The sequence below is a fragment of the Subtercola vilae genome, from assembly GCF_004923255.1.
In the GTDB taxonomy this organism is placed as follows: Bacteria; Actinomycetota; Actinomycetes; order Actinomycetales; family Microbacteriaceae; genus Subtercola; species Subtercola vilae.
The window spans coordinates 18896-37672 of record NZ_QYRT01000005.1; the positions used below are offsets into that span (position 1 = coordinate 18896).

Annotated in this window: 13 protein-coding genes; 7 read left to right on the top strand and 6 right to left on the bottom strand. The window is 64.7% G+C overall.

Annotated elements, in window-relative coordinates; translation table 11 throughout:
• The 3 genes from D4765_RS03535 to D4765_RS03545 all read right to left on the bottom strand — a co-directional run bounded on the left by D4765_RS03535 (position 1) and on the right by D4765_RS03545 (position 4023).
• A complete protein-coding gene (locus tag D4765_RS03535) occupies positions 1-1470 on the bottom strand; it encodes an RNA polymerase sigma factor (RefSeq protein ID WP_136640847.1) in 1470 nt (489 codons plus the stop codon).
• A 214-nt stretch (positions 1471-1684) separates the two neighbouring features.
• Positions 1685-2998: an MFS transporter gene (locus D4765_RS03540; RefSeq protein WP_136640848.1), complete on the bottom strand. Its 1314-nt coding sequence runs from the start codon at positions 2996-2998 to the stop codon at positions 1685-1687.
• Positions 2999-3087: 89 nt separating this feature from the next.
• A complete protein-coding gene (locus D4765_RS03545; RefSeq protein WP_136640849.1) occupies positions 3088-4023 on the bottom strand; it encodes a proteasome assembly chaperone family protein in 936 nt (311 codons plus the stop codon).
• Positions 4024-4100: 77 nt separating this feature from the next.
• Here D4765_RS03545 and D4765_RS03550 point away from each other — a divergent pair, with 77 nt between their 5' ends.
• From D4765_RS03550 to sucB, 3 genes are all read left to right on the top strand, one after another.
• Positions 4101-5642: a leucyl aminopeptidase gene (locus tag D4765_RS03550; protein ID WP_136640850.1), complete on the top strand. Its 1542-nt coding sequence runs from the start codon at positions 4101-4103 to the stop codon at positions 5640-5642.
• A 92-nt stretch (positions 5643-5734) separates the two neighbouring features.
• Positions 5735-7108, top strand: a complete 1374-nt coding sequence (gene lpdA / locus D4765_RS03555; RefSeq protein ID WP_136640851.1) for a dihydrolipoyl dehydrogenase — start codon at positions 5735-5737, stop codon at positions 7106-7108.
• A 50-nt stretch (positions 7109-7158) separates the two neighbouring features.
• A complete protein-coding gene (gene sucB, locus D4765_RS03560; protein WP_136640852.1) occupies positions 7159-8622 on the top strand; it encodes a 2-oxoglutarate dehydrogenase, E2 component, dihydrolipoamide succinyltransferase in 1464 nt (487 codons plus the stop codon).
• Between the two features lie 14 nt (positions 8623-8636).
• On the opposite strand, the gene D4765_RS03565 is transcribed toward sucB, so the two are convergent.
• Positions 8637-10262 carry a hypothetical protein gene (locus D4765_RS03565; RefSeq protein ID WP_136640853.1) on the bottom strand — a complete coding sequence of 542 codons (1626 nt, stop codon included), beginning with the start codon at positions 10260-10262 and terminating at the stop codon, positions 8637-8639.
• Between the two features lie 140 nt (positions 10263-10402).
• Between D4765_RS03565 and D4765_RS03570 the strand changes: the two genes are divergently transcribed.
• Both D4765_RS03570 and D4765_RS03575 read left to right on the top strand, forming a co-directional pair.
• A complete protein-coding gene (locus D4765_RS03570; protein ID WP_136640854.1) occupies positions 10403-11116 on the top strand; it encodes a DUF4191 domain-containing protein in 714 nt (237 codons plus the stop codon).
• 165 nt (positions 11117-11281) lie between these two features.
• Positions 11282-13459: a glutamine synthetase III family protein gene (locus tag D4765_RS03575; protein ID WP_136640855.1), complete on the top strand. Its 2178-nt coding sequence runs from the start codon at positions 11282-11284 to the stop codon at positions 13457-13459.
• A gap of 61 nt (positions 13460-13520) precedes the next feature.
• Here the strand turns inward: D4765_RS03575 and D4765_RS03580 are convergent, their stop codons facing one another.
• On the bottom strand, positions 13521-13946 hold the full coding sequence (locus D4765_RS03580; protein WP_136640856.1) for an RDD family protein: 426 nt from the start codon (positions 13944-13946) through the stop codon (positions 13521-13523).
• 215 nt (positions 13947-14161) lie between these two features.
• Between D4765_RS03580 and glnA the strand changes: the two genes are divergently transcribed.
• A complete protein-coding gene (gene glnA, locus D4765_RS03585) occupies positions 14162-15586 on the top strand; it encodes a type I glutamate--ammonia ligase (protein ID WP_136640857.1) in 1425 nt (474 codons plus the stop codon).
• 345 nt (positions 15587-15931) lie between these two features.
• On the top strand, positions 15932-17620 hold the full coding sequence (locus D4765_RS03590) for a BNR repeat-containing protein (RefSeq protein ID WP_136640858.1): 1689 nt from the start codon (positions 15932-15934) through the stop codon (positions 17618-17620).
• On the opposite strand, the gene D4765_RS03595 is transcribed toward D4765_RS03590, so the two are convergent.
• A complete protein-coding gene (locus tag D4765_RS03595; protein WP_136640859.1) occupies positions 17601-18761 on the bottom strand; it encodes a heavy metal-binding domain-containing protein in 1161 nt (386 codons plus the stop codon). The two genes, D4765_RS03590 and D4765_RS03595, sit on opposite strands and share 20 nt — an antisense overlap.
• Positions 18762-18777: the final 16 nt, after the last annotated feature.

An 18777-nucleotide genomic window follows, 5' to 3' on the forward strand; every position in this document is an offset into this window, starting at 1 on the left:
TTACTCGAGGTAGTCCCGAAGAGACTGCGACCGCGAGGGGTGACGCAGTTTGGCCATGGTCTTCGATTCGATCTGGCGAATACGCTCGCGGGTGACCCCGAAGGTGTCGCCGATCTGGTCGAGGGTCTTGGGCATGCCGTCGCCCAAGCCGAAGCGCATGCGAATGACGCCGGCTTCGCGCTCGGAGAGCGAGTCGAGAAGCGACTCGAGCTGCTTCTGCAACATCGTGAAGCCCACCGCATCGGCCGGAACGACCGCCTCGGTGTCTTCGATCAGGTCACCGAACTCGCTGTCGCCGTCTTCACCCAGAGGAGTGTGCAGCGAGATGGGCTCGCGGCCATACTTCTGCACCTCGACGACCTTTTCAGGGGTCATGTCGAGTTCGCGTGAAAGCTCTTCGGGCGTGGGCTCGCGACCGAGGTCTTGCAGCATCTGGCGCTGAACGCGGGCCAGCTTGTTGATGACCTCGACCATGTGCACCGGAATACGGATGGTACGAGCCTGGTCGGCCATAGCACGCGTGATGGCCTGACGGATCCACCACGTGGCGTAGGTCGAGAACTTGAAGCCCTTGGTGTAGTCGAACTTCTCGACGGCACGGATGAGCCCGAGGTTTCCCTCTTGGATCAGGTCGAGGAACTGCATTCCGCGGCCGGTGTAACGCTTTGCAAGCGATACCACGAGGCGAAGGTTCGCGCCCAGCAGATGACTCTTCGCTCGCTGGCCGTCTTTGGCAACCCAGAGAAGCTCACGCTTCAGCTGCGGGGTCATGCCTTCGGAGTTCGCCAGCTTGTCTTCGGCGAACAGGCCCGCCTCGATGCGCATGGCGAGCTCGACCTCTTCGGCCGCGTTCAGCAACGCGACCTTGCCGATCTGCTTCAAATAGTCTTTGACCGGGTCGGCCGTGGCGCCGGTGATGGCGCTCGAGTAGACGGGCACATCGTCGTCGTCGTCGACCAGCGAGAGCACGAGCGCGCCCGTGGGCAGGTTCTCGGCCGATGCCGGTTTCACCTTGTCGTCGTCAGTGTCGCTGTCGTCGTCGGCAGCGCCGTCGGCGGAGGCCTCAGGAACGGCGACGACCACGAGGGTTTCGGTCTCGTCGTCGTCGGTCTCTTCGATGTCGACGGCGTCTTCGTCGTCTGCGTCGATGTCGTCGTTCGCCTTGCTGGCGGTTGCCTTGCCCTTGGTTGTCGCCTTGGGGCCGGTCTTTGCGGCCGTGGCCGCCTTCTTTGCGGGCGCAGCTTTGGCAGCAGGCGCCTTAGTAGCGGCCGCCTTAGTGGCAGGCGCCTTAGTGGCAGGCGCCTTAGTGGCGGCTGGCTTCGTTGCAGCCGACTTCGTTGCAGCTGGCGTTGTTGCAGCCGACTTCGTTGCAGCCGGCTTTGTCGCAGCCGATTTTGTGGCTGGGGTCTTTGCAGCGGCAGCTGTGGCTGCGACTGGCTTGGTTGCGGCGGGAGCCTTCGTGGTGGCCATACGATCACCTTTCACACCGGTCAAGATGACGGTTCGAAGCGGTGTGCGCCCCGCGCCAATGTCAACCAGAGTTGTTTTTTGACATTACTAAGACCCATGTCAAGTGCTGGGTGTGTGCGTGGCCGGTTTGCCGACCACCCCAATACAAGAACGGGTCTCTACCTACAATTATTGCACGGTTTGCCTGTGGCGGCCGACCGTACTGAGAGTGGTCTCAACCGCGCCTTCGCGTGATCGCACCAGAGAGTGCAACCCACAGGGGGCCCACCGATATTCCCTCGTCTTCTTCAAGTTGGCGCCTGGCTCGCTTGCGGGCACGGAGGAGGAACAGCACACCGGTGCCGATCACGATGTACTGAATGGCAAATGCAATGCGAAAAGCACCGACGTCATAGAGGTTGGCACTCCAGCCGAGGTTGTGCTGAGCATCCAGAAGCACACCGATGACGAACATCATGACGAAACTGGCCGTGAATCCGCCCACATTCACGACGCCGTTCGCCGAACCCAGGGTGCGCGGCGGGTTGAAAGTTCGAGCGAAGTCGAAGCCGATCATCGAGCCGGGGCCGCCGATTCCGAGGGCGACCAGCAGGATGACGATCAACCAGAGGGGTGGGGAGCCCGGCCAGAGCAGTACTGCACTCCACGCCACTGCCATCATGACCACGATGCCCAGCACGAGGTTCGACCGGCGCGTGGGGAACCTCGCCGTGAGCAACCCCAGTACCGGGCCGGAGACAAGGCCCACCAGAACGATGACGACAAGCAGCGCGGAGGCGAGGCTGGGGTCGTACCCGAGAGCCGACACCATGAACGGAAACCCCCAGAACAGGCTGAACACGGTTCCCGACGATTGGGTGACGAAGTGCGACCAGAAACCCAGCTGCGTGCCGGGCCGTCGAAGAGTGGGGCCAAGCCGGGCGAACACCTCGGCAAAACTCGGCCGCGGCTCAGACGCCGTGCTCGCCGGTCGGTCGCGCAGCACGAGAAGGCCGAGAACGCACGCCAGCAGGGCCACCGATGCGGCCGAGGTGAAGGCAGCCGACCATCCGGCCTGGTGCAGAATGATGGCGAACGGTACGGCAGACAGAATCTGGCCCAGGGCACCGAGGTTGCCCATCCATTGCGACAGCTGTGGCACGATCCGGCCGCTGAACCACGAATTCACGAGCCGGATGACCGAGATGAAGATTGCCGAATCGCCGGCACCCACCAGCACTCGCCCCACGATGGCCGCGCCGATATCGGGCGAGAAGGCAAGTGTGAGCTGCCCGGCCACCATCACTGCTGTGCCCGCGACGATGAGCCATTTCGGGCCCACCCTGTCGATGAGTACGCCGTTCGGAATCTGCAGGGCCGCGTAGATGATGAGCTGAACCACGGCAAGGCTCGACAGAATCGCCGCAGAGGTGTGAAAACGGTCGGCTGCCGACACCCCCGCGACACCCAGCGAGGTGCGTTGCAGAACCGCTGAGATGTAGGCGATCGCCGCGACCGCGAATATCACCCACGATCGCTTCGAATTCACTCGACCAAGTCTAGGGCGAGCACCCGACCGGGTGACGGCCGCATGTCATTCGCTCGGGTGCACACCGCAGCGACCGGCCCGCAGGCGGCTTACAGGCCGCCGAACCCCGGGCCCGAATTGTCGCCGCGGCGCTTGATGGCCAAGAAGTTCTCGAGTTCGGCCGCAATCTCATCGGCAGACGGCAGCTCGCCGTCTTCGTCGGTGAGGGGCGAACGCACGCCGGCGTTCTGCATATAGCTGTCGTGGCGCTCTTCGAGCGTGCCGACCAGTTTCTCGAGTTCGGCGTTCGCGGCGACCTGCTGGTCGATCTTCACCAGGAACTCACGCCCCTCTTCACGCAACCGGTCGGTGGGAAAGATGAGCCCGGTGGCCGCGCTGATGCTTTCGAGCGACGCGACGGCGGCCGACGGGTACTCGGTGTCGGCGAGGTAGTGCGGAATCAGCAGTACGAAGCCGGTGACCGGATGCCCGAGCTGTTGCAACCGGTACTCAACGAGGTGCAGCGCATTCGAGGGCACCTGGGTGTGTGGCCGCCACACCGACATGGCGTCGGTGAGCTCTACCCGGTTGCCGCTCACGGTCACACCGATGGAACGGGTGTGGGGCACCGGCATGGGGATGGCGTGCACCCATGTCGTGGTCTTGACCTGGAAGCGGTCGATCAACTGAAGCACGGCAGCGGTGAACTGTTCCCAGCGAAAGTCGGGTTCGAACCCGTGCAGCAGCAGGAACTGCTGCCCCAGTTCATCGCTCACAAGGTAGAGCCTCAGCGTCTGCGGCTGGTAGTCGGTGAGGTGGTCTTGATCGAAGTAGATGATGGGGCGGCGGGCCCGGTAGTCGAGCAGGGCATCGGTGTCGAATTCGGCGACTACGCGATTGTTCAGCGTGTCGAGAAGGTAGTCGCCGAGCTGGCTGACGGCGCCCCCGGCGTCGGTGAAGCCAGTGAGCGCAGCGACGAGCGGCAGGCCCTCGGGGATCAGGTCGACCTCGTCTGCCAATTCGTAAACTTCAGTCGGATCCTTCATGCGTTCCACTCTACTTCGACCTCCGGGTTGAACCCCTGTTGGCACAACTGCCCAGAGCGAACGCAATACTTAACACCATGACCTTCCCCGATATTTCCGTCACCGCCCAGACTCCCGCCGAAACGACGGCCGACGTGCTCGTTCTCGCCGTGGCCAGGGTGGGCGACCAGCCCACACTGATCCGCCCCGCTGCGCTCGACGAAGCGGCCGCCGACACGCTCGAGGCGATGTTCGACGGTCTCGGCTTCGGCGGGAAGAAAGACGAAGTTCAGCGGGTGCCCGGCGTCACGGGTGTTTCTGCCTCTGTGATCGCTCTTGTGGGCCTCGGCTCTGGTGCCGTCACGCCTGACGTGCTTCGTTACGCCGCAGGGGCTGCCACGCGCAAAGTGCGGGGCGCGGGTTCGCTGGCCTTCGCGTTTCCCGTCGCGAGTGCGGCCGACGTCACGGCTGTGCTCGAGGGCGCGGCAATGGGTGCCTACGACTACCTCACGTATCGGGCGACGTCACTGGATGCCCGCCCTCTGCCCGCCGCGAGCATCCAGTTGCTCCTCGACCAGGCCTCCCCCGATGCCTCGTCGCCAGACACAGCGAGCGTGGAGCGTGCCGTGACGGTCGCCAGTGAGACGGCGCGAGCCGTCTCGCTCGTGCGCGACCTCGTGAACGAGTCGCCGCTCGACCTGTACCCGCAGTCGCTGGTGGAGCGGGCCGAGGCCGCCGCAGAGGGCCTTCCGGTGACGCTGACGGTCTGGGACGAGCAGCGGCTCGCGGCTGACGGTTTCGGCGGCATTCTCGGGGTGGGGCAGGGCTCGACGCGGCCCCCGCGACTCGTCAAGGTGGCCTATGAGCCCCGAGGGGCATCCCGGCACCTCGCGCTTGTCGGCAAGGGCATCACGTTCGATTCGGGCGGACTCTCACTGAAGCCGCCGGCTTCGATGATCGGTATGAAGAACGACATGACGGGGTCGGCCACGGTTCTGGCCGTCGTACTCGCCGCAGCCGCGCTCGAACTGCCGGTGCGCGTCACGGCGTGGCTCTGCATTGCGGAGAACATGCCGTCAGGGTCGGCGATCCGCCCCGGTGACGTGCTCACGATGCACGGCGGGCGCACGGTTGAGGTGCTGAACACCGATGCCGAGGGCCGACTGGTTCTCGCCGACGGTCTCGTGGCCGCGAGCGACGAACAGCCCGACGCGATCATCGACGTCGCCACGCTGACGGGTGCCGCTGTGACAGCGCTCGGAAACCGCTACGTGGGCACAATGGGCGACGATGACCTCGTTTCCCTCGTGGTGGATGCTGCCAGCTCGGTGGGCGAAACCCTCTGGCCCATGCCGCTGCCGGCAGAGCTGCGGCCGCTGCTGAACTCCGACATCGCCGATCTGCAGAACATCAAACCGGGCAATACGGCCGGCGGCATGCTGATCGCGGCGACCTTCCTGCAGGAATTCATCGGGCAGAAGGCCGACGGCTCCGGACCGATCGCGTGGGCGCACCTCGACATCGCCGGTGCTGCCGTGAATGGCGCCGATGGCTACGGCTACACGCTCAAGGGCCCGACGGGAGTCACGGTTCGTACGCTTCTCGAAGTGGCGGAGCGGCTGGGCCACGAGTCTGCGTAGTAGGCTCTAACGGGCGAAAAAATAACTCGCCATCAAGACACCTGCTGATCGGGCGGGGTCTCACAGATGTTGATGCACAAAGGAGTCTCTTAGTGTCAGACCAGAATTTTGACATCGTCGTTCTCGGCGGGGGCAGCGGCGGTTACGCGGCAGCTCTCCGGGCCAGCCAATTGGGTTTCACCGTGGCACTGGTCGAGAAAGACAAGCTCGGCGGAACGTGCCTGCACCGCGGGTGCATACCCACGAAGGCGCTGCTGCACTCGGCTGAAGTGGCCGATGTCTCACGCGAGTCGAGCAAGTACGGCGTCAAGACCACGTTCGACGGCATCGACATTCAGGCCGTGACCGCCTACCGCGAGGGAATCGTCACCAGCAAGTTCAAGGGCCTCGAGGGCCTCATCAAGGCCCGCGGCATCACCGTTGTGCGGGGTGAGGGCAAGCTCGTCGGCCCGAAGACTGTTCAGGTGGGCGACGATCGCATCACCGGCAAGAACGTCATTCTCGCCACCGGTTCGTACTCGCGTTCGCTGCCGGGCCTCGAGATCGGCGGCCGGGTCATCACGTCTGAGGCGGCTCTGGCTCTTGACTACATTCCCAAGAAGGTTGCCATCCTCGGCGGCGGCGTCATCGGCGTCGAGTTCGCGAGTGTGTGGAGGTCGTTCGGCGCCGACGTGTCGATCATCGAAGCGCTGCCCCACCTCGTTCCGAACGAGGAAGAGTCGATCTCGAAGCAGTTCGAGCGTGCCTACCGCAAGCGCGGCATCGAGTTCTCGCTCGGTATTCGCTTCAAGAGCGTGACACAAGACGACCAGGGTGTTGTCGTCACGCTCGAGAACGGCACTGTCATCGAAGCAGAGCTTCTGCTCGTCGCCGTGGGCCGCGGCCCCGCGACTGCCGGTCTCGGCTACGAAGAGGCTGGCCTCACCATCGACCGCGGGTTCGTCATCACCAACGAGCGCCTCGAGACCAATCTCCCGGGCGTGTACGCCGTGGGCGACATCGTTCCCGGCCTGCAGCTTGCCCACCGCGGCTTCCAGCAGGGCATCTTCGTGGCTGAGGAGATCGCCGGCCTCAACCCGCAGGTCGTCGAAGACGTCAACATTCCCAAGGTCACGTACTCCGACCCCGAGGTTGCCTCCGTCGGCTACACCGAGGCGAAGGCGGTCGAGAAGTTCGGCGCAGACAAGGTGTCGTCGTACGACTACAACCTCGCGGGCAATGGCAAAAGCCACATCATCGGCACCTCGGGTTCGGTGAAGGTCGTTCGGGTGAACGACGGGCCCGTCGTCGGTATCCACATGATCGGCGCTCGCGTCGGTGAGCTCATCGGCGAAGGCCAGCTCATCGTCAACTGGGAGGCCTACCCCGAAGACGTCGCATCGCTGATCCACGCGCACCCCACCCAGAACGAGGCACTGGGCGAGGCCCACCTCGCGCTGGCTGGCAAGCCGCTGCACGCGCTCTAGCCTAAAATCAATATCAACAACTGAACTGTTTCTGAAGAGGAGACACACTGATGAGCGAATCCGTCAACCTTCCAGCACTCGGCGAGAGTGTAACCGAGGGAACGGTGACCCGCTGGCTCAAGAACGTCGGGGACCGCGTCGAGGTCGACGAGCCCCTTCTCGAAGTGTCAACGGACAAGGTCGACACCGAAATCCCGTCTCCCATTTCGGGAATCATCGAGCAGATTCTCGTTCAAGAAGACGAGACCGTCGAGGTGGGCACTCCGCTCGTCACAATCGGCGACGGTTCGGGGGCTGCTGCTCCTGAAGCGGCTGCGCCGGCTGCTGAGGCCGCGCCGGCCGAAGTTGTGCCTGATGCGCCCGTTCAGGTCACGTCTGACGCCCCGGCTCCCGATGCACCGGCTGACGCTGCCGAGGTGCCGTCGACCGACGCTCCCACTGAGGCCGCTGCGCCTGCCCCCGCCGCCCCTGAGCCGGCTCCCGCGGCTGCTGTGCCGGCCCCGGCTGCTGCCGCCCCCGCGCCAGCTGTCGCCGCTCCGGCTGCAGCACCGGCGGCTCCTGCTGCTGCTCCTGCTGTCGCGGCACCCGCTGCTTCGAACAGCAACGCCGGGTACGTCACTCCGCTGGTACGGAAGCTCGCACACGACAACGGCATCGACCTGACCACCGTGAGCGGTTCGGGCGTCGGCGGTCGCATTCGCAAAGAAGACGTTCTGGCGGCTGTCGAGGTCAAGGCATCTGCTTCGACCAGCTCGGCCTCGGCGGTTTCTGCAGCTCCTGCACCGCTGGCTGTCTCGCCCCTTCGTGGCACCACGGTCAAAATGTCGCGCCTCCGCAAGGTCGTCGCCGAGCGCGCCGTCATCTCGATGCAGACGAGCGCCCAGCTCACCTCTGTGGTCGAGGTCGACGTCACGAAGGTCGCGGCCTTCCGCGGAAAGGTGAAAGACACCTTCCTTGAGAAGACCGGTACCAAGCTGTCGTTCCTGCCGTTCTTCGCCATGGCAGCTGCCGAGGCGCTGAAGGCGTTCCCGATCATCAACGCCACCATCGACGGCGACTCGATCGTGTACCCCGAGCACGAGAACATCAGCATCGCGGTCGACACCGAGCGCGGCCTGCTCACTCCGGTCGTACGCAACGCCGGCGAGCTCGACCTGGCGGGCCTTGCCAAGGAAATCGCCGACCTCGCCGAGCGCACCCGCGACAACAAGCTGAAGCCCGACGAGCTCGGTGGCGGTACGTTCACGCTGACCAATACCGGTTCGCGCGGCGCGCTGTTCGACACGCCCATCGTCTTCCTGCCGCAGGTCGCCATTCTGGGCACTGGCATCGTGACCAAGAAGCCCGTCGTCGTGACGGTCGACGGGTCTGACGCCATCGCCATTCGTTCGACCGTCTACCTCGCGCTGAGCTACGACCACCGCATCGTCGACGGTGCAGACGCTGCGCGGTTCCTCGTGGCAATCAAGAACCGCCTCGAGGGTGGCGACTTCGCCGGCAACCTCGGGTACTGATTCACCGGGTTCTCTCATGAGCCCGCTTCGTGGGCGATGAAGATCTCCCGCAGACGCCAACCGGCCTCGCCCTTCAGCAGAAGGAGCGGGGCCGGTTTTCTGTCGGCCCACACCGTGACCAGGGCTGCGTCGCCGACCCGCTGCGCCGCTGCCCCGTCGCCGAGGTCGGGCAGTACTGTCGGCGACAGCGTCACGAAGGGTGTGCCCGAGCGCACAAGATCGAAAAATGCGCGCTGGTCGACGGCCAGTGCGGCAGAGCCGGGTTCGTCGACGTCATCGAAGCAGGCTGCTGACGAGCCGTCGTAACAGTGGCTGCGACGCGCGAGCAGCACACCGAGGGCTACCAACGGATCGTCTTCCCCGACGGCCGCCGCGCTCGCGCTGTCGCTGAAGCTCCCGCTGTCGGGATCGCTAGGAACCGTGGCTGACATCGTAGACGGCGCAGTTTCGCCCGGCCCAGTCGTCGCACCCGGCCCAGTCGTCGGTGCCGATGAAGGCATCGTGGTCGTTGACGGTTGCGTTGGCGGGTGTGCCGACGGTTGTGCTGATGGTTGCGCTGACGGGTGCGTGGACGGGTGTGCCGTGGCGCCCGGCGGCACGCTGAGGAGGGCCCCGGTGACGGCACCGGCCGCCACGATCGCACCGACGACGACGGTCTTGAGGTGGCGCCGATGGGTGAGCACGGTACGAATGGTCGCTCCGCGCTCGTTCACGAACGAGGGAAGGCGCGACAGTAGCCGGAGAGCGCGTACCTCGGCCCGGTTGAAGCGGCGCTCGCGTTCGACGATCACAGCAACATCGGTCTCGATGCGGGCGAGTTCTCGGCCATCTCCCCTGCCCCAGGCCGATTGCGGCTCAACGCTCATCGGCTCGACCGCCGACGTCGGCGCGAGTGCGGGTGCAGGCGCGGGTGCGGATGCAGACTCGGGTGCGGATGCAGACTCGGGTGCGGGTGCAGACTCGCGTGCGGATGCAGAGCGCATCTCTACGCGGCCAGATCTGGCGGGCTGGGCACCCGCGAGAGCGACTATGGAAGTCGGCGCCGTGGCGAATTCGGGCCCGGCGAGCGGCTCGGGTTCGGCCAGGGCGAAGAGATGGTCTTCGCAGCAACGCACCCACCGTGCACGGTCGTGCAACACCAGCTGCGGGTCGAACAGCTCGCACGCCAGAACCGCAGCCAGATCGTGTTGGAGTAGCGACGCAATCGGCATAGTGGACGCGAGGGGCGCAGTGGACGCGATGGGCGCAGCGGACGCAGTAGGCGCGATGGGTGCAGTGGGCGCAGCGGGATCAGTGCAATCAGTGGGCGCAATGGCGGCGAAGACCTCACCGATGAGCGCGGCGAAGTCGGCCAGGTCTCGAAACACCGCTGCCCCGTGCAGCTCGCCTGCCGGCGCAACGGGCGGTGGGCCAAGGCGTGCGCAACCGTCGGCGTCGAGGGTTACCGCCGTCGACGAGACACCCCCGTGAGAAAGACGGTCGGTGTGAAACTCGTCGAGTGCGTAGAGGAGCGGCACGAGGAGGGTGAGGGCCTCGCCCGGGGAAATGCTGCGCCGGCAGAGCAGCTGGGCGAGTGAGACGGGAGACGGAAGGGGCTCGGGAACGGTGCGGCGGCCGAGACGGCGAAGAACAGAGGTCATGAAGCGAGGGTGGCCCGCAGGGGTGCCGCCGGGCATCCGGGGCCCCAGATCTGTGCAGTGTTCGCCCACAGCCGACGAAGTGAGCGAGGAGATACCGGCGGACGACCGCCGGAGTCGGCGCAACTCGGTACCATGGAGTCATGGCACGCAACAAAGAAAAAGCACCGAAGAAGCCGAAAGAAGACGGCCGCATCAAACAGATGTGGCAGGTCTTTCAGATGACCCGTCGGTACGACAAGAACATCGTGCCCTTTTTGTTGCTGAGCCTGCTCGGTCCGGTGGCCGTCGGCCTCATCTTGGCGCTCATCTTCGGCGAGGGCAACGGCTTCGTCATTGCGATGTGGATCGTCGCCGGTCTGCTCGCCGGCTTCCTGGTGGCGCTCATCGTTCTCGGTCGCCGTGCCGAAGCGGCCGCGTACGGCCAGATCGAAGGCCAGCCCGGCGCGGTCGGTGCGGTGCTCCGCAGTTCACTGAAGCGCAGCTGGCGCGGCAGCGAGATGCCCGTGGCGGTCAACGGCAAGTCGCAAGACGCGGTCTACCGCGCGGTGGGCCGGGGCGGCGTGGTGCTGATCGGTGAGGGCCCGAAGTCACGAACCACTCGCATGCTTGAAGACGAGCGTCGCAAAGTTCTGCGTGTTCTGCCGAACGTTCCGGTGACCTTTCTCTACGTCGGCCCCGACCCCGATTCGCTCTCGCTCGCCAAGGTGCCGGCGAAGCTGAATCGTTTGAAGCCCAGCCTGACGAAGCCGGAGGTTCTGGCCGTGAGCAACCGCCTCACCTCCCTCGGCGCAGGAAACCTGCCGATTCCGAAGGGTGTCGACCCGATGAAAGCGCGCCCGCAGCGCGGTCGCTGAGCGGGCTTTCGCACACACCACCACCCCCGAAAGCGGGGTGCGTCAGTCGTTTTGCGCACGAGACCGTCACGAGCCCGAAACATTCCCGCCACAGCGTGTTCGTAGATTTGCCCCAGAGGTTACGCAAACAGTTGCGAGCCAGTATGCCGGGTCAAAGGGGCACTAATGAGTGGAAATACCGTACGCCTGAACGCGATCAAAGATGTCGAGGCGTACGTGCCTCCGTCGGCCAGCTTCACCGACTCTGAAGCGCCCGGCGAGATCTTCGGAGAGAACGTCTTCAGCCAGGTCGTCATGCAGAAGCGTCTGCCGAAGTCGGTGTACAAATCGGTGATGGCCACGATCGAACACGGTGCGATGCTCGACCCCCTCGTCGCCGACGCGATCGCCAGCGCAATGAAAGACTGGGCCCTCGAGAAGGGTGCCACCCACTACGCCCACGTGTTCTATCCACTGACCGGCCTCACGGCCGAGAAGCACGACAGCTTCTTCGAGCCGATGGGTGACGGCACGGCCCTGGCCGAGTTCGCCGGCAAAACACTGACGCAGGGCGAGCCCGACGCATCGAGTTTTCCGAACGGTGGCCTCCGCAACACGTTCGAGGCCCGCGGCTACACCGGCTGGGATGTCACGAGCCCCGCCTATGTGCTCGAGAACCCGAACGGCAACACCCTGTGCATCCCGACCGTCTTCGTGTCGATGACCGGTGAAGCACTCGACCACAAGACACCCCTGCTGCGCTCACAGCAGGCTATGGGCACTCACGCCGAGCGCATTCTGCGCCTCTTCGGTCACGAGAACCCCGACCATGTGGTGGCCTACTGCGGCCCCGAGCAGGAGTATTTCCTTGTCGACCGTCACTTCTTTCTCGCTCGCCCCGACCTGCTGAACGCAGGTCGCACCCTGTTCGGAGCGAAGCCGCCCAAAGGCCAGGAGTTCGACGACCACTACTTCGGCGTGATTCCCGAGCGCGTGCTCGGTTTCATGATGGACACCGAGCGCGAACTGTTCAAGCTCGGAATCCCTGCCAAGACCCGCCACAACGAAGTAGCCCCCGGCCAGTTCGAGATTGCGCCGATGTTCGAGCGCGGAAACCTCGCGGCCGACCACCAACAGCTTCTGATGTCGACGTTCAAGACGATCGCCAAGAAGCACGGCATGGAGTGTCTCTTTCACGAGAAGCCCTTCCAGGGCGTCAATGGCTCGGGCAAGCACGTCAACTTCTCGCTCGGCAACGCGCAGGTGGGCAGCGTCTTCGTTCCCGGCGACACCCCGCACGAGAACGCCCAGTTCCTGGTGTTCTGCGCCGCCGTCATCCGCGGCGTGCACAAGTACGCGGGCCTCCTTCGCGCATCCGTCGCATCGGCCACGAACGACCACCGGCTCGGTGCCAACGAGGCTCCCCCGGCCATCATCTCGATTTTTCTCGGCGACCAGCTCGCCGACGTGTTCGAGCAGATCGCAAAAGGCCCGGCGACCTCGTCGAAGGGCAAAGGCACGATGGTCATCGGCGTCGACACACTGCCGGTGCTGCCCACTGACCCGGGCGATCGCAACCGCACCAGCCCGTTCGCATTCACGGGCAACCGCTTCGAGTTCCGCGCTCCGGGATCGATGCAGACCGTCGCCGGCCCGATGACCACGATCAGCACGATCATGGCCGAGTCGCTCGACTACATCGCCACCGCGCTCGAGACGGCCGTCGCCGACGGAACCGACTTCGATGAGGCCGTTCAGGCTCTGCTGACCGAGATCATCAACGAGCACGGCGCAGTGGTGTTCAACGGCGATGGGTACGCCGACGCGTGGCCCATCGAAGCCGAGAAGCGTGGTCTCGCCAATCTGAAGACGACTCTGGATGCCCTGCCCGAGCTCATCACCGAACCCGCGATGGAACTCTTCGAGAACTACAAGGTGTTCAACCACCGCGAGATGCACAGCCGATATGAGATCGGCCTCGAACAGTACGCGCTGACCATCGGCGTCGAGGCACGCCTTACTCTCGAAATCGGTTCGACGGTCATCCTGCCTGCCGCTGTTCGGCATCAGACCGAGATCGCGCTGAACATCGGTGCGCTGAAAGCCGCGGGCGTGGAGGCCGAGACGGCTCCCCTCAACGAGGTCTCTGTGCCCATCAACGCTCTGCGCAGTGCCCTGGCGACGCTGAAGGATGCCCTGGCCACCGACACCGGCCACGAAGCTCTCGGCGAGGCCGAGCACGCCCGCGACGCCTTGCTGCCCGCCATGGCGGCGGTTCGCCTCGCGGCCGACGCACTCGAAGAGATCGTGGCAGACGACCTGTGGCCGCTGCCGACGTACCAGGAGATGCTCTTCATCCTGTAGAACTCACACATCACACAGAAAGGGCCGCCCGGGCATCCTCCCGGCCGGCCCTTTCTCCGTTTCAGCGACGAACGAGTACCGTTCCGGCGAAGACGTCGTGCAGCCCGCGCTGGTCTGAATCCCAGATGAGCGCGGGAATCGTGAGGATCAGAAATGCGGTGCGAATGATCGGCCGCCACCACCCCGCGTACATTCCGTTCACTTTCACTACGCGCAGGCCCGTCACGAGGTGACCGAAGCCGCCACCGGTGAGAGCGATCAGCACGATCTGCTCGACCGCGAAGATGATGGTGGACGCCCAGGCGTTTCCGAAGAAGAATGCGGCATACACAACGAAGCAGACCGCCCAATCGATGAGCAGCGCACCGATGCGCCGCCCCGGTCGCGCCACGGAGCCCCGACCCTCTTGGGGAAAACCCAGCCTCTCACCCGGCCATTTGCTCGGTGCAGCACCAGACCAGCGTGAAGGAGACTGTGGGTTTGACACCGCGTCAGTCTAAGCGACGCTGCTTCGTGCCGGCTTCGCGCTGGCTTCGTGCCGGCTCGGTCTGCTAGTCGGGCACCTGCGATGTAACTGCACGTAACATGCTCGAAACAACGGCGACACGACCGAGTAATGGCATACCGATACCCTGACGGGTAGTTGCGATTGCGACCGAACAGTTTTCAGCCATTCAGTACCAACCATTTGGAGTCTCTCAAATGTTCAGTGATTCTTCCGAGGTGCTCAAGTTCATCAAGGACACCGACGTCAAGTTCCTTGATATCCGCTTCACCGACCTCCCCGGTGTGCAGCAGCACTTCAACATTCCCGCCTCGACCGTCGACGAAGAGTTCTTCTCCGTCGGCCAGATGTTCGACGGTTCCTCCATTCGCGGCTTCGCCTCGATTCATGAATCCGACATGCAGCTGATTCCCGATGTGTCGACCGCGTACATCGACCCGTTCCGTATCGAGCGCACGCTCATCATCATCTTCGACATCTACAACCCGCGCAACGGCGAGATCTATCACCGCGACCCGCGCCAGGTTGCCAAGAAGGCCGAGAAGTACCTCGCCTCGACCGGCATCGCCGACACCGCGTTCTTCGCCCCCGAAGCCGAGTTCTACATCTTCGACGACGTGCGCTACGAAGTGAAGCAGAACAGCAGCTTCTACTCGGTCGACTCCAGCGAAGGCGCCTGGAACTCGGGCCGCGAAGAGCCCGGCGGCAACCTCGCCAACAAGACGCCCTTCAAGGGCGGCTACTTCCCCGTCTCCCCCGTCGACCAGCACGCCGACCTTCGCGACGACATCTCGCTGAAGCTCATCGACGCCGGCCTGATCCTCGAGCGCGCCCACCACGAAGTCGGCACCGCCGGCCAGGGTGAGATCAACTACCGCTTCGACACCATGGTGCACGCGGCAGACGACATCCTCAAATTCAAGTACATCGTGAAGAACACGGCTACGCAGTGGGGCAAGACCGCCACATTCATGCCGAAGCCGCTCTTCGGCGACAACGGGTCGGGCATGCACACCCACCAGTCTCTGTGGAACAACGGCGTGCCGCTGTTCTACGACGAGGCCGGCTACGGCGGTCTCTCCGACCTCGCCCGCTGGTACATCGGTGGCCTCTTGAAGCACGCCCCCGCGGTTCTCGCGTTCACGAACCCGACCGTCAACTCGTACCACCGCCTGGTTCCGGGCTTCGAAGCTCCCGTGAACCTGGTCTACTCGGCCGGTAACCGTTCGGCGTCGATCCGTATCCCCATCACGGGAACGAACCCGAAAGCCAAGCGCATCGAGTTCCGGGCTCCGGATGCCTCGGGTAACCCGTACCTCGCATTCGCGGCGCAGCTCATGGCCGGCCTCGACGGCATCCAGAACCGCATCGAGCCGCACGAGCCGGTCGACAAAGACCTGTACGAGCTGCCGCCCGAAGAAGCGAAGAACATCCCCCAGGTTCCCGCTTCGCTCGGCGAAGCACTGCTGGCCCTCGAAGCCGACAACGAGTTCCTGACCAAGGGAGGCGTCTTCACGCCCGACCTGATCGAAACGTGGATCGAGTACAAGCGCGAGAACGAGATCAAGCCGATCGCCCAGCGCCCGCACCCGTTCGAGTTCGAGCTCTACTACGGGGTCTAGCATTCATCCCGCTTGAACACTGGGTTGTCGCCTGAATAACCAGGCTTCCGTCCGCTCCGAGTCCGCAAGAACTGCGAGATCTGCACACAGTGCAGCTTCCGCATCTCTTGCGGACTCGTCTGTTTTCGGCTGTATGCGTACCGCGCAAGATCGCATCGCCACAACCGTTGGCCTGATCCGCCCATTCATATCCGCCAAAACCTTCATCAGGTTCACAGTCTCCCTCAGGCGCCGACCGCGCCGATACACGGCAAAATCAGAGGGTATGACGGCACGATTGTGTGCGCCGCCCAGCTCGAACAACCACTTCGTACACCGATCCATTCATCTCTGCCGCCCGAGAGGATGCCCGCCATCACCGCTTCACGCCGACACCGCTCGCGGTGGCAGCGGTTCGCGCTTGTTCTGGGCGCGGCCGGGCTTCTCGGAACGGCATTGGTCGGAGCGGCGTTGGTGGGAGGGGCCGGCAGCGCTACCGCAGCCGAGGCCGAACCGAACACGCTGATCTGCACACCAGCATCCGGTGACAGCAGCTACACCCTGCCGGTGGCGCCCGCGCAGCAGGTGGTCGGCGAGAGCCAGGTGGGCACCACGTGGTCGGGCCACTTCGTGCAGCAGGCACTGGTCACCGACGGAGACGACCAGTACGTGGGGTTCTACGACGCGAACCGTCGGCTCACAGTGGCGCACCGCACTCTCGGCTCGAGCTCGACCAGCTGGCAGACCTACGCGCTACCGAGCGACCAGGCGGTGACCGGGTGGGATTCGCACGACTACATCGCCCTCGGCGTCGACTCCGTCGGCCAGCTGCACGTCGCCGGCAACATGCACGACTCCCCTCTGGCCTACTGGGCGACTACGAAAGCGCGCGACGTGAGCTCGCTCACGAATGTGCCGATGCTCACCGACAAGGCCGTGGAGACACGCGTGACCTACCCGCAGTTTCTGCACGGAGCGAACGGCGACCTCGTGTTCAGCTACCGGCAGGGCGGCAGTGGCGACGGCGACAGCTACCTCGACGACTACGACGCCGGCACGAAGACCTGGTCTCCCCTGCTCAGCACGGCTCTGTTCAGCGGCGCGTCGGGCGCGGTCAGCCGCAGCGCCTACTTCACCGTCAGCTCGCACGCCGACGCAGCCGGCTACTACGAGATGACCTGGGTGTGGCGGAGCACTGCCGATGTGGCGACGAACAGCCGCCTGTCGTACATGCGGAGCCGCGACCTCGTGCACTGGCAGACGGTCACCGGCGCGCCCGTGAACCTGCCGGTCACCTACGACACACCCGGCGTCGTGGTCGACGACATGCCAGAGAACAGCGGCGTCTTCAACAACCAGGAGCGAGTTGGTGTCGACGCGAACGGATCGCCGACCGTCAGCTACTCGAAGTACGACAGTGCGGGGTCGAACCAGCTGTTCGTCGCCCATCTCAACGGCTCGAATCAGTGGATTTCGACGCAGATCACCCACTGGGTGGGCGCCTGGCGCGTGGCCGGCGTCAGCACCCTTTCTGCGCAGGTCGGTGTTGGCGGCACCGCGAGGCTGCCCGACGGCAATCTTCGCCTGAACTTCAGCTGCGCCGGCAGCACGCCCGCCAGCGCAGTGATCGTTCTGAACAGCACCACATTCGAGCCGGTGGCCCAGGTGCCGAACACCCCCACGCCCATCCCCGCGCAGGTCACTGCCGCAACGAAGACAGACCCCTCAACGAGCGTGCGCTTGGTCTACGCGCCGACGACCGGCGCCGACTACGTTCTGAAGTGGCAGTCGCAGTACCTCAACCAAGACATGCCGGTTCTGCAGACTCCCTCGCCGCAGCCTTTGGTGGTCTACACGCTGGCCTCGCCCCCGGCCGCGACGCCGAGCCCTACTCTGCCTCCATCACCCCGTACGCCCGAGGCCTCGGCACCGGATGCCGCACTCACCCTCATCGCCAGTATCGGCCTCCTCGTGGTACTCGCCGTCGGCCTCGCGGTGGGCCTCTGGATTCTGCTCCGCCGCCGCCGCGATCCGCCTACTGCTGGTTCTGCGTGAGCGTGACCCCGTACGAGGCCTCGGCGGTGTTGAAGAACGTGTCGCGGTCGCGCACGATCGCCTGCGGCGGCAACTGTTCTGACCTCGTTGTTGCCGCGCTCGTGCGCTTCACGGCCGTGCCGATGGCCAGAAACTCGATGAGCCCGCCGCCGAGGTCGTAGACGTAGGTCTTGATGCCGATGACATCGTCGGCAGCGATGGCCGTGGCCTGCTGCCGCACCTTGCCGAGCGACTCTTCGCGGGCGCCGTAGATGAGCTGCGTGAGTTCGTTGATCTCGCCTTTCACGAAGTTCTTGAACGCCGACGTGATGTTGCCCACGAGCCCGAGCGAGTACACCGAGGTGCCCATCACGAGCTTCATCGGCGCGTAGCCGATGCGCGCAAGGCTCCACATCTCTTCGGCGGTGAGATCGCTCGTCACCACACCCATCGCCGCCAGGGCCGGGTCGCTGATCTCGTGCCGAGACGCCGTACCGACCATCAGCATCTCTTGAACGGCGCTGCCGCCGAAGGGCAGGATGTTCGTGGTGATGCCCACCACCGCATTGGCCCCGACCGACTGCGCCTCTCCGACGATGCGCTGAAGGGCCAGGTTTCTCGTCTGCGCGAACAGATCGCTGTACTCGCGCACCTCGCCTCGCGCCATTTGGCGAAACGCCCCGGTGATGCCCCGGCCCACACCAATGGAGTAGGCGACATTGCCCATCACGAACGAGACCGGCTGGTACCCCGCGTCGACCTGGCAGTACAATTCTTGCCCGTCGCTCGACGATGTGAACGCCGTGGCCGGTACCCCCACCTTCTGGTGCACGGTCGACGCCACCGACAGAAACTCGATGTTCTGAGCGTGAAAGATGAGCTCTGTCGTGACGCTCGTCGCCCCGTGGCCCTGGTTCTGCTGCATCTCGCCGATGAGCCGCTGCATCGAGAGATGACGCCCCTGCGTGATCATCTCGGTGACCGCCGTGAGCTCGCCGCCGACCATTCCCCTGAAGCCGGCGCTCAGCGACCCGAGAAACCCGCGCGAGAACACGCTGTTGCCCACCAGCAGGTTGCCGGGGTGGTAGCCGAGCAGGTCGATGCAGTACATCTCGTTGCCGCTCAGCCCGCTGAGCACAGACTGCCTGCGCTGATCCGTCATTGCACCAACTTCTTTC